The organism is Fuscovulum blasticum DSM 2131 (assembly GCF_003034965.1).
In the GTDB taxonomy this organism is placed as follows: Bacteria; Pseudomonadota; Alphaproteobacteria; order Rhodobacterales; family Rhodobacteraceae; genus Pseudogemmobacter; species Pseudogemmobacter blasticus.
The window spans coordinates 279,757-291,992 of sequence record NZ_PZKE01000001.1; the positions used below are offsets into that span (position 1 = coordinate 279,757).

Genomic DNA, 12,236 nt, shown 5'->3' on the forward strand with positions numbered 1-12,236 from the left:
GTCTGGTGGTCGCCACACCGAACCACGGGGGAAACCATGTCGCTGGACGGATACGATCTGGAAGAAGCCTATGAGATTCATGGGCCACAAGAGGCGCGCGAGATGTATGGCGCCTGGGCCGAAACCTATGATGAAAGTTTCGGCCGCGCCTGGGGCTATATCGCCCCGCGCGAGATTGCGACGATCCTGCGGGCAGAGATCGACCCGCGGGCGGCGATCCTGGACATCGGCGCCGGCACTGGCCTTGTCGCCGAACACCTGCGCGGCCTGACGGTTGATGCCATCGACATCACGCCCGAAATGCTTGATGTCGCGCGGCCCAAGGGCCTGTATCGCAGCCTGCGTCTGGGGGATCTGACGCAGCCGCTGGACATTCCCGACAGTTCCTATGACGCCATCGTGTCCTGTGGCACCTTCACCCATGGCCATGTCGGCCCGGAATGTCTGCCCGAATTGCTGCGCATCACCCGCCCCGGCGCGGTGTTTGCCTGCGGCACCATCGGCCCGGTGCTGGACGGCGCCGGTTTCGGCAGCGCCCTGGCACGGCTGGTGGCTGCCGGCCGGATCACCCCCGTCGTCTGGCGCGACATTCCCATCTACGAAGGGGCCGAACACCCGCACAAGGATGACCGCGGGCTGGTGATGGTGTTCCGCAAGCTGTGACAGTTGCCGGTGCAGGGGCTGCGCACGCAGCCCTTGCGCCAAGGGGTCACAAGGCGTATATGGCCTTCAACAGCGGTTTCGGGGTCCAAACTCGAAGCTACCGGCAGACACGGGCGGGCCGCTGGGTCCGCTTTTTTGTTTTGACAGGGTTCGGATGAACGATCTTATCGCCAAGACCTCCATCGACCGCCGCCTGGCCGACATTGTCGGCCCGGTGATCGAAGGGCTGGGCTTCGAACTGATCCGGCTGCGCCTGATGGGCGGGCTGGGCAAGGTGACGCGCACGCTGCAGATCATGGCCGACAGGCCCGATGGCGGCATCGGTGTCGAAGACTGCGGCGCGATTTCCACCGCGGTTTCGGCCGTGCTGGACGTGGAAGACCCGATCGAAGACCAGTATGTGCTGGAAGTCAGCAGCCCCGGCATCGACCGTCCGCTGACCCGGCTCAAGGACTTTGAGGTCTGGAAGGGCTGGGAAGCCCGGATCGAGACCACCGAACTGATCGACGGCCGCCGCCGCTTCAAGGGCGGGCTGATGGGCGTCGAGGGCGACGAGGTGCTGATCGAGATCGAGGAAGGTGGTCAGGATGTGACCATCGGCCTGAAGTTCGAATGGCTGTCCGACGCCAAGCTGATTCTGACCGACGAGCTGATCGCCGAAATGCTGCGCCAGAAGAAGGTGGCGCTGCCCGAGGATGGCGGCTTTGACGAAATCGAAGAAACCGACGGGGAAGATGATGAAACCATCGCCCCCGAAACGAAACACTGACGGGGGCACGACCCATGGCAATCACTTCGGCCAACCAGCTCGAACTTCTGCAGACCGCCGAGGCGGTTGCGCGGGAAAAGATGATCGACCCGGAACTGGTGATCCAGGCGATGGAAGACAGCCTCGCCCGTGCCGCCAAGTCGCGCTACGGCGCCGAGATGGATATCCGCGTCAAGATTGACCGCAAGACCGGCCGCGCGTCCTTCAGCCGTATTCGCACCGTGGTCGAGGATGATCTGCTGGAGAATCACCACGCCCAGTTGACCGTCAAGCAGGCCAAGACCTATCTGGCCGACCCGCAGATCGGTGACGAGATCGTTGATGAGGTGCCGCCGGTTGATCTGGGCCGCATCGCCGCGCAAAGCGCCAAGCAGGTGATCCTGCAAAAGGTGCGCGAGGCCGAGCGGGACCGCCAGTTCGAGGAATTCCGCGACCGCAAGGGCAGCATCATCAACGGCGTCGTCAAGCGCGAGGAATACGGCAACGTCATCGTGGACATCGGCCGTGGTGAAGGCATCCTGCGCCGGAACGAGAAGATCGGCCGCGAAGCCTATCGCATCGGCGACCGCATCCGTTGCTATATCAAGGACGTGCGCCGCGAAGTGCGCGGCCCGCAGGTCTTCCTGTCGCGCACCGATCCGCAGTTCATGGCCGAGCTGTTCAAGATGGAAGTGCCGGAAATCTATGACGGCATCATCGAGATCAAGGCCGTCGCCCGCGACCCGGGTTCGCGCGCCAAGATCGCCGTCATTTCCTATGACAACGGCATTGACCCGGTCGGCGCCTGCGTCGGTATGCGCGGCAGCCGTGTGCAGGCCGTGGTGAACGAACTGCAAGGCGAAAAGATCGACATCATTCCGTGGAACCAGGATCAGGCGACGTTCCTGGTGAACGCGCTGCAACCGGCGCAGGTGTCCAAGGTCGTGGTGGACGAAGACGCCGGCAAGATCGAGGTCGTGGTGCCGGATGAGCAGCTTTCGCTGGCCATCGGCCGCCGGGGCCAGAACGTGCGCCTTGCCTCGCAACTGACGGGTCTCGACATCGACATCCTGACCGAGGCCGAGGAATCGCAGCGCCGTCAGGCCGAATTCGCCGAACGCACCAAGCTGTTCATGGATACGCTGGACGTTGACGAGATGATGGCCCAGCTTCTGGTGGCGGAAGGCTTCACCAACCTGGAAGAAGTGGCCTATGTCGATCAGGACGAACTTCTGTCGATCGACGGCTTCGACGAAGGCACCGCAGACGAGCTGCAGGCCCGCGCCCGCGACTATCTGGAAGAACAGGCCCGCAAGGCGCTGGAATCTGCCCGCGCCATGGGTGTGGACGATAGCCTGATCGGCTTTGAAGGGCTGACCCCCCAGATGCTGGAAGCGCTGGGCAAGGACGGCATCAAGACCCTGGAAGACTTTGCCACCTGCGCCGACTGGGAACTGGCGGGCGGCTGGACCACCGAGAATGGTCAGCGCAAGAAGGACGAAGGCATTCTTGAGAAGTTCGACATGAGCCTGGAAGAGGCGCAGCATTTGGTGATGACCGCCCGGGTCATGCTGGGCTGGGTCGACCCGACCGAGATGGCGGCGGAAGAAGAGCCGGCCGAAGTTGAAGAGGAGGCCGGGGCCTGATCTCAGGCCCTGGGGAACCCCGCCCATGACACGCGGCGGCCGGGAAAAAGACCAGGACGGACCGGAGCGGAAGTGTATCGTCTCCGGTGCGGTGGGCCCCAAGCCGGGGCTCATCCGCTTTGTCGTGGGACCAGAAGATATGGTGGTGCCCGATCTGGCGGGCCGCCTGCCGGGGCGGGGCATCTATGTTTCCGCCGACCGCGCCATGATCGCCCGGGCGGCGACCAAGGGCCTGTTCAGCCGGGCCGCGAAGATGCCGGTCAAGGCGCCGGCCGATCTGGCCGATCTGGTTGAAACGCTGATGACGCGGCGGGTGATTGATCTGTTGTCGCTGGCCCGCAAGGCAGGCGATGCGGTGACAGGTTATGAGAAGGTAAAAGACTGGCTTGTCTCGGGGCGCGCAAGGGTTCTGATTCAGGCCGAAGACGGGTCGGAGCGCGGCAAGACCAAGCTTCGGGCGCCAGATGGTGAAAACAGCCTGATTTCTTGCCTTTCGGCAGGGGAAATCGGTTTGGCTTTCGGACGCGAACGTGCCATACACGCGGCGCTTGCGGCTGGTGGACTCACAACCCGTGTTGTAGAGGAAGCGGCAAGGCTTGCCGGGCTTCGGGATGAAGCGGGCAGGCAGGACGGCGGAAAGACCGCCGGGAAGGATACGAAGGACGCATGAGCGATACTGACGGCAAGAAACCCCTGGGCTTGGGTGGCGCCCCCCGTTCCGGTCAGGTGAAGCAAAGCTTCTCCCATGGCCGCACCCATGCGGTGGTCGTCGAGACCAAGCGCAAGCGCGTGGTTGTGCCCGCGCCGGCGAAGCCCGGCGTTTCGGGCACCGCTGGCGGCGCCGCCGCTTCGGCGCCCGTCGGGGATCCGTCGCGGCGCCCCGCAGGCATCTCGGAAGCCGAGATGCAGCGGCGTCTGGATGCGCTGCGCAGCGCCAAGGCGCGCGAGCAGGAAGAAGCTGCCAAGCGCGCCGCCGATGAGAAGGCGCGTGAGGAAGATCGCCAGCGCCGCCGCGAAGAGATTGAAGCCAAGGAGCGCGAAGACCGGCAGCGTGAAGCTGCCCTGCGCGCCAAGGCCGAAGAAGAAGAACGCGCCCGCCGCGAGGCTGAGGCCGAGGCTGCTGCCAAGGCGGCCGCCCGCAAGGCCGACATCCTCGGTACGCAGCGCCGTCAGCCGGCCAAGCCGGAAGAGCCTGCCGCCCCGGCAGCGGCCGCGGCAACCCCGACGGACCGTTCGACCGGCCAAAGCCGTCCGAAGCCGGGGGCCACTCCGGCTGCCGGCGACGACAGCCATGGCGCCAAGCCCGGCCTTGCCCCGCGCAAGACCGACCGCGAACGCGATGACCGCGCCACCGACCGTGGCGCCAAGCGCGGTGACGAAGGCCGCAAGTCGGGCAAGCTGACGCTGTCCGACGCGATTTCGGACGAAGGCGGCCGTCAGCGCAGCCTTGCCGCGATCAAGCGCAAACAGGAAAAGGCCCGTGCCAAGGCGCTTGGCCTGGGCATGAAGGCCGAAAAGCAGGTGCGCGACGTGCAACTGCCGGAAACCATTGTTGTCAGCGAACTTGCCAACCGGATGGCCGAACGGGCCGCCGATGTTGTGAAATCGCTGATGAAGATGGGCATGATGGTCACCATGAACCAGACCATCGACGCCGACACCGCCGAACTGGTGATCGAGGAATTCGGTCACAAGGCGGTTCGCGTTTCGGACGCCGACGTGGAACAGGTGATCGACACGGTCGAGGACAAGGCAGAGAACCTGCAGACCCGTCCGCCGATCGTCACGATCATGGGCCACGTTGACCACGGCAAGACCAGCCTTCTGGATGCGATCCGCAAGACCAACGTGGTCTCGGGCGAAGCCGGCGGCATTACCCAGCATATCGGGGCCTATCAGGTGCGGGCCGCCAATGGCGCGCTGATCACCTTCCTCGATACGCCCGGCCACGCGGCCTTTACCAGTATGCGCGCCCGTGGCGCACAGGTCACCGACATTGTCATTCTCGTGGTGGCGGCGGATGACGCCGTGATGCCGCAGACGATTGAGGCGATCAACCACGCCAAGGCCGCCAAGGTGCCGATGATTGTCGCCATCAACAAATGCGACAAGCCTTCCGCGAACCCGCAGAAGGTGCGCACCGATCTGCTTCAGCACGAAGTCGTGGTCGAAGCCATGTCGGGCGATGTGCAGGATGTCGAGGTTTCGGCCCTGACCGGCAAGGGCCTTGATGCCCTGCTGGAAGCGGTTGCCTTGCAGGCCGAGATCCTGGAACTCAAGGCGAACCCGAACCGGGCCGCCTCGGGTGCCGTGATCGAAGCGAAACTTGACGTGGGCCGCGGCCCGGTGGCGACGGTTCTGGTGCAGAACGGCACGCTCAAGAAGGGTGACATCTTTGTCGTCGGCGAAAAGTGGGGCAAGGTCCGCGCGCTGGTCAATGACAAGGGCGAGACCGTCACCGAAGCCGGCCCCGCCGTTCCGGTGGAAGTGCTGGGCCTGAACGGCACGCCCGAAGCCGGTGACGTGCTGAACGTGGTGGATACCGAAGCCCAGGCACGCGAGATCGCGGATTACCGCGAGAAGGCCGCCAAGGACAAACGGGCCGCCGCAGGTGCCGCCACCACGCTGGAACAGCTTATGGCCAAGGCCAAGGCCGACCAGGACGTGTCGGAGCTGCCGGTTCTGGTCAAGGCCGACGTGCAGGGTTCTGCCGAAGCCATCGTTCAGGCGCTGGAAAAGGTTGGCAACGAAGAGGTTCGCGTTCGCGTGCTGCACTATGGCGTCGGCGCCATTACCGACAGTGATGTCGGTCTTGCCGAAGCCTCGGGCGCGCCGATCATCGGCTTCAACGTCCGCGCCAATGCCACGGCTCGTGCCTCGGCCCAGCAGAAGGGTGTCGAGATCCGCTATTACTCGATCATCTACGACCTGATCGACGACATCAAGAAAGCCGCCTCGGGTCTGCTCAAGGCCGAAGTTCGCGAAAACTTCATTGGTTATGCGCGGATTCAGGAAGTCTTCCGCATCACCGGCGCTGGCAATGTTGCGGGCTGCCTGATCACCGAAGGCGTGGCACGGCGTTCCGCGGGCGTGCGGCTTCTGCGCGACAACGTGGTTATCCACGAAGGAACGCTCAAGACGCTCAAGCGCTTCAAGGACGAGGTCAAGGAAGTGCATTCGGGCCAGGAATGCGGCATGGCCTTCGAACGCTACGAGGACATCCGCGCTGGCGATGTCATCGAAATCTTCGAGCGCGAGGAAGTTCAGCGTTCGCTGAGCTGACCTCTTGCACCAGACATGGAAAAAGCCGGGCAAACGCCCGGCTTTTTCTTTTCAGGATCAGTGCCGGAATGGCGGGCCTGTTCAGACCACCGAGGTTCCGACGAAATCCTTTTCGTCAACGCGGACAATGGTCTTTCCGTCTGGCGTCTGGCCAACGAAAATCCCCTGCACGAAGATGCTGCTTCCAATCAATATGGTCCGAAGCATTCGAGTCCCCCCTCAAGGTCGATGCTGACCGTAAGCGTAATACCTGTTGGGGTAAAATCGCAAAGAAATAATGAAGCACGGCCCAAACAACCGCAGGGCGTCTAGAGCCAGTCGCGCAGGATGGGGATCAGCGGCAGGTCGGCCGGGGGCATCGGGTAATCGCGCAGCCGGGCGGGTGGCACCCAGGCCAGCGTCTGGCCTTCCTGCGCCAGCGGAATCCCCTCCCAGCGGCGGCAGGCGAACAGCGGCATCAGCAGGTGGAAATCCTCATAGGAATGGCTGGCAAAGGTCAGCGGTGCCAGACAGGATTTCCAGGTGTCGATGCCCAGTTCTTCCTTCAGCTCGCGGATCAGGCAGGCCTCGGGGGTTTCGCCGGGCTCTACCTTGCCGCCGGGAAATTCCCACAGCCCCGCCAAGGATTTGCCCGGCGGGCGCTGTGCCAGAAGAACCCGGCCGTCGGCGTCGATCAACGCCACGGCCGAGACAAGCAGCGTTCTCAAGATCTGTAATCCGCGTTGATCTCGACATAACGGTTGGTCAGGTCGCAGGTCCAGACCGTGCCCTTGGCCTTGCCCAGGCCAAGATCGACCGCGATCAGAAGTTCGGATTGCTTCATGTAATCCGCCCCCGCCTCTTCGGTATAGCTTTCCGCGCGCCAGCCCTTTTCAGCCACCACGATGTCTCCAAAGCGGATGGTCAGCTTGTCACGCTCGGCGGCGGCACCGGATTTGCCGACCGCCATCACGATCCGGCCCCAGTTCGGGTCTTCGCCGGCGACGGCGGTCTTGACCAGCGGCGAATTCGCAATGCTGAAGGCCACCTTCGCGGCGTCTTCTTCGCTGGCGGCCCCTGTCACCCGCACTTCGATCAGCTTGGTCGCGCCTTCACCATCGCGCACCACCTGAAGCGCCAGATCGTGCATCACGCCGGCAAGGGCGGCCTCGAACGCCTTGGCAACCGTGCCCTTCACCTCGGCCGCGGCCGATTGTCCCGTGGCCGCAACCAGCAGCGTGTCCGAGGTTGAGGTGTCGCTGTCCACAGTGATCGAGTTGAAGGTCGCGCCGACATTCCGGTCGATCATCTTTTGCAGATTGGCCTGGCTGATCTTCGCATCGGTGAAGATGTAGACCAGCATCGTTGCCATATCGGGCGCGATCATGCCCGAACCCTTGGCGATGCCGGCAATCTGGATCAGGCCACCGTCGCCCTGCACCGTGGCAGCGGCACCCTTGGGGAAGGTGTCGGTCGTCATGATCGCTTCGGCGGCCATGTGGATGCCGGTTTCCGACAGCGCACTTGCCAGGGCAGGGATCACCGCGGTGATCTTGCCATGCGGCAGCGGTTCCCCGATCACCCCGGTCGAGGATGAGAAGACGCGCCCCGCCGGGATGCCCAGCACCTCGGCCACGCCGCCGGTGACGGCAGCCACCGCATCGTCGCCCAGCTTGCCGGTAAAGGCGTTCGAATTGCCCGAGTTCACAAGGATCGCCGCACCCACGCCTGCCGGAGCCTTGGCCACCAGCTTGGCCTGCCCGTCACGCACGCAGGCGGAACGGGTGGAAGATCTGGTGAACGCCCCCGCCAGCGTGGTGCCCGGCGCCAGCCGGACCAGCATCACATCCTTGCGGTCGCGATACTTGATCCCCGCGCCAATGGCGGCGAACTCGGCCCCCGCGATCACCGGCAGTTCGGGAAAAACCGCCGGTGCCAGCGGCGAAACCGGCTTCATCGCCTTTTTCGCTGCGGCGACCACATCGCCCACCGCATCCGAAACCGCCTCGGCCATCGGGCCGGCGGCGGCAGAGAGCGTGGACTTCAGCGCTTTCACCTTCTTCTTCAGCGCCTTCGCTTCGGCCTTCCAATCGGTTTTCGCCATGTCCCCGCCCCCCTGATCAGTCGATCAACGCGCCATTCTTCAGGATCGCCGGGTCGATCGCCTCACCCGGCTTTTCAACCTTAGCGGCCTCGGTCAGCGCCTTCAGCTTGTCCTCGATCGCCTTGTTCTCGATCTCGGAGGCCAGCTCATCGCGCATGTCGTCCAGCGACGGCTTTTCGGCGATCCGGGTTTCCTTGACCAGGATCAGATGCCAGCCGAAATCGGTCTTGACCGGGTCAGACACCTTGCCCACCTGGGCCGCAACCACAGCATCCTCGAACGGCTTGACCATCATGCCCAGGCCGAACCAGCCCAGATCGCCACCGGCAGCGCCCGATCCAGTGTCGATCGAATTGGCCTTGGCCAGTTCGGCGAAATCGGCGCCACCATCCAGTTGCGCCTTCAGGTCCTTGGCCTTTTCCTCGCTGTCCACAAGGATATGGGCGGCGTTGTATTCGGTCTGCGGCGCGGCATCCTTGAACTTGTCGTCATAGGCCTTTTGCAGGGCCTCGTCGGTGACAGCGGCCTTGGCGATGCCGTCAATCACCTTGCCGGACAGGTAGCCGCGCTTGGCATTCTCAAGATTTGCCTTGTCGCGCGCCGTCAGCTCGGGTGCCGTTTGCGTCAGCACTTCCTGTTGCACAAGCTGCTCAAGAATGCCCTTGAACAGAACGTCATCGGGCAGGGCCGCGTATTGTTCGGGCAGGCTTTCGCGCAGCGCAATCATCTGCCCCAGCGTGATCTGGGTTCCGTTCACGGTGGCCACCACCGTATCGGCGGTCTCGCCCTCGGCCCAGGTCGGCCCTGCGGCGGCGATCATGGCCGCGAAAGCCAGTCCAAGGCGCATCTGTTTGGTCATATCACCCACTCCTGATGGGCCGCGCAGCCCGCGCGACGTTGACTAAGCCCGCCCCAACCCTTACATCGCGGCAGTCGCGTGAGACGGGGCCGTCCGGGTCCTTCTTGGCCCTTCTATGGAAGGCGGTGAGGGCGGGCAAGGCCACGCCTCACACGATCTCGTAAATGACGCCTCACGGAGAGATCATGCTGGGTCTGGGTTCACTCGCGCGGAAAGTTTTCGGCACGCCGAACGACCGCAAGATCAAGGCCGCGCGCCCGCTGGTCGCCAAGGTCAATGCGCTTGAAGCGGAGTTTTCCGCCCTGACAGACGAGGGCATCGTCGCCAAGACGCGCGAGCTGCAGAAGCGCGTTCAGGAAGGCGGCGAAACGCTGGATGCCATCCTGCCGGAAGCCTTTGCCAACTGCCGCGAAGCCGCGAAACGCGCGCTTGGCCTGCGGGCCTTCGATGTGCAGTTGATGGGCGGCATCTTCCTGCATCAGGGCAACATCGCCGAAATGCGCACGGGCGAAGGCAAGACACTGGTCGCCACCTTCCCGGCCTATCTGAACGCGCTGACCGGCAAGGGCGTGCATGTCGTCACGGTGAACGACTATCTCGCCAAGCGTGACTCGGAATGGATGGGCAAGGTCTATGGTCAGCTTGGCCTGACAACCGGCGTCGTCTATCCCTACCAGCCCGATGCCGAAAAGCGTGCCGCCTACCGCGCCGACATCACCTATGCCACGAACAACGAGCTGGGCTTCGACTATCTGCGCGACAACATGAAGTCGACCATCGACGAGATGATGCAGCGCGGCCACCACTTTGCGATCGTCGACGAGGTCGACTCGATCCTGGTGGACGAAGCCCGCACCCCGCTGATCATTTCCGGCCCCGCGCAGGACCGCAGCGAACTGTATACCCAGATCGACAAGCTGATCCCGCAGTTGCAGCCCGAGCATTACAAGCTGGACGAAAAGGCGCGCAACGTCACCTACACCGACGAAGGCAACGATGCCGTCGAGGTGTTGCTGCGTGCCGCCGGCATCCTGCCCGAGGGGCAGCACATGTTCGATCCGGAAAGCACCACGATCGTTCACCACCTGAACCAGGCGCTGCGGGCCCATACGATGTTCTTCCGCGACCAGCATTACATCGTCCGCGATGGCGAGGTGATCCTGATCGACGAATTCACCGGCCGCATGATGAAGGGCCGCCGCCTGTCGGATGGTCTGCATCAGGCCATCGAGGCCAAGGAAGGCGTCAAGATCCAGGCCGAGAACGTCACGCTGGCCAGCGTGACCTTCCAGAACTATTTCCGGCTTTACGAAAAGCTGGCCGGCATGACCGGCACCGCGGCCACCGAGGCCGAGGAATTCATGCAGATTTACGGTCTTGGCGTGGTCGAGGTTCCGACGAACCGCCCGGTGGCGCGCAAGGACGACCACGATCAGGTCTACCGCACCGCGCGCGAAAAGTTTGACGGGATCATCGTCTGCATCAAGGAAGCGCACGAGAAGGGCCAGCCGATCCTGGTCGGCACAACCTCGATCGAGAAATCCGAACTTCTGTCCGAGCTGCTCAAGAAGGAAGGCATTCCGCACAACGTGCTGAATGCCCGCCAGCATGAGCAAGAGGCCCATATCGTTGCCGAAGCCGGCCGGTTCGGCGCCGTGACCATCGCCACCAACATGGCGGGCCGCGGCACCGACATCCAGCTTGGCGGCAATGTGGAAATGAAGGTTCTGGCGGCCATCACCGCCGACCCGCACCTGCACCCCGATGAAGTGCGCGCCCGCATCGAGGCCGAGCACGCCGAAGAAAAGGCCCGCGTGATTGCCGCCGGCGGTCTGTTCGTTCTGGGCACCGAGCGCCACGAAAGCCGCCGGATCGACAACCAGTTGCGCGGCCGGTCCGGCCGTCAGGGCGACCCGGGCCGTTCGGCCTTCTTCCTGTCGCTGGACGATGATCTGATGCGCATCTTCGGAAGCGAGCGGCTGGACAAGATCCTGTCCTCGCTGGGCATGAAGGAAGGCGAAGCCATCGTTCACCCCTGGGTGAACAAGTCGCTGGAAAAGGCGCAGGCCAAGGTTGAAGGCCGCAACTTCGACATCCGTAAGCAACTGCTCAAGTTCGACGACGTGATGAATGACCAGCGCAAGGCGATCTTTGGCCAGCGTCTGGAAATCATGCAGGCCGAGGATGTTTCGGAAATTGCCGCCGACATGCGCTGGCAGGTGATCGACGATCTGATTGACCAGTTCCTGCCGCCGAAATCCTACCCCGACGCCTGGAATACCGAAGGGCTGCGTGCCGCCCTTGTTGAAAAGCTGAACGTCGACCTGCCGGTTCAGGAATGGGCCGCGGAAGAGGGTGTCGATCAGGCCGCGCTGTCGGAGCGCATCATCGAGGCCACCGACAAGTTCATGGCCGACAAGGCCGAGTCTTTCGGCAAGGCCACGATGGAAGGCATCGAGAAGCAGGTTCTGCTGCAGGCGATTGACGGCAAGTGGCGCGAACACCTGCTGCGGCTGGAACATCTGCGGTCGGTCATCGGCTTCCGGGCCTATGCCCAGCGTGACCCGCTGAACGAATACAAGACCGAAGCCTTCCAGCTTTTCGATTCGATGCTGAATTCGCTGCGGGAACAGGTGACCGAACAGCTTGGCCGCATCCGCCCGCTGACCCGCGAAGAGCAGGATCAGATGATGGCGCAGATGGTTGCCGCCCAGCAGCAGGCTGCTGCCGCCACGGCGCCGATTTCCGCCGAACATGCCCCGGCAGAACCGGCCATCGACCCGGCACCCGTGCAGGCCCCGGCGTCCCCTGCATTGCAGGCCGACGCGCGGCTTGCGGGCTTTGACGAGACGGACCCCGCCACATGGGGCAACCCGGGCCGCAATGACCCTTGCCCCTGCGGATCGGGCGAGAAGTTCAAGCACTGCCACGGCCGTCTGGCCTGAACCACGTCGG

Annotated in this window: 10 protein-coding genes; 7 read left to right on the forward strand and 3 right to left on the reverse strand. The window is 63.7% G+C overall.

Going from position 1 to position 12,236, the window contains the following annotated elements; all coding sequences use genetic code 11:
- Window positions 1-36 precede the first annotated feature (36 nt).
- From C5F44_RS01340 to C5F44_RS17895, 6 genes are all read left to right on the forward strand, one after another.
- Window positions 37-663, forward strand: a complete 627-nt coding sequence (locus C5F44_RS01340; protein WP_181318142.1) for a class I SAM-dependent DNA methyltransferase — start codon at window positions 37-39, stop codon at window positions 661-663.
- Window positions 664-817: 154 nt separating this feature from the next.
- The gene (gene rimP / locus C5F44_RS01345; RefSeq protein ID WP_107671690.1) at window positions 818-1,432 is read left to right on the forward strand and encodes a ribosome maturation factor RimP; all 615 of its coding nucleotides are present in this window, start codon (window positions 818-820) and stop codon (window positions 1,430-1,432) included.
- Between the two features lie 14 nt (window positions 1,433-1,446).
- Entirely contained in the window at window positions 1,447-3,057 is a 1,611-nt protein-coding gene (nusA, locus tag C5F44_RS01350; protein WP_107671691.1) for a transcription termination factor NusA, read from the forward strand.
- Window positions 3,058-3,082: 25 nt separating this feature from the next.
- Window positions 3,083-3,727, forward strand: a complete 645-nt coding sequence (locus C5F44_RS01355; protein ID WP_107671692.1) for an RNA-binding protein — start codon at window positions 3,083-3,085, stop codon at window positions 3,725-3,727.
- The gene (gene infB / locus C5F44_RS01360; protein ID WP_107671693.1) at window positions 3,724-6,339 is read left to right on the forward strand and encodes a translation initiation factor IF-2; all 2,616 of its coding nucleotides are present in this window, start codon (window positions 3,724-3,726) and stop codon (window positions 6,337-6,339) included. Before C5F44_RS01355 ends, infB begins: the two co-directional genes overlap by 4 nt.
- A gap of 15 nt (window positions 6,340-6,354) precedes the next feature.
- Window positions 6,355-6,651, forward strand: coding sequence for a hypothetical protein (locus tag C5F44_RS17895; protein ID WP_181318143.1), 297 nt, complete (start codon window positions 6,355-6,357; stop codon window positions 6,649-6,651).
- Here C5F44_RS17895 and C5F44_RS01365 read toward each other — a convergent pair.
- The 3 genes from C5F44_RS01365 to C5F44_RS01375 form a co-directional block, all read right to left on the reverse strand.
- On the reverse strand, window positions 6,648-7,046 hold the full coding sequence (locus C5F44_RS01365) for a (deoxy)nucleoside triphosphate pyrophosphohydrolase (protein ID WP_107671694.1): 399 nt from the start codon (window positions 7,044-7,046) through the stop codon (window positions 6,648-6,650). The two genes, C5F44_RS17895 and C5F44_RS01365, sit on opposite strands and share 4 nt — an antisense overlap.
- Complete coding sequence (gene argJ, locus C5F44_RS01370; protein ID WP_412917517.1) at window positions 7,043-8,275, reverse strand: bifunctional glutamate N-acetyltransferase/amino-acid acetyltransferase ArgJ; 1,233 nt, start codon at window positions 8,273-8,275, stop codon at window positions 7,043-7,045. Before argJ ends, C5F44_RS01365 begins: the two co-directional genes overlap by 4 nt.
- Window positions 8,276-8,438: 163 nt before the next feature.
- On the reverse strand, window positions 8,439-9,281 hold the full coding sequence (locus tag C5F44_RS01375) for a peptidylprolyl isomerase (protein ID WP_107671696.1): 843 nt from the start codon (window positions 9,279-9,281) through the stop codon (window positions 8,439-8,441).
- A 185-nt stretch (window positions 9,282-9,466) separates the two neighbouring features.
- Here C5F44_RS01375 and secA point away from each other — a divergent pair, with 185 nt between their 5' ends.
- The gene (gene secA / locus C5F44_RS01380; protein ID WP_107671697.1) at window positions 9,467-12,226 is read left to right on the forward strand and encodes a preprotein translocase subunit SecA; all 2,760 of its coding nucleotides are present in this window, start codon (window positions 9,467-9,469) and stop codon (window positions 12,224-12,226) included.
- Window positions 12,227-12,236: the final 10 nt, after the last annotated feature.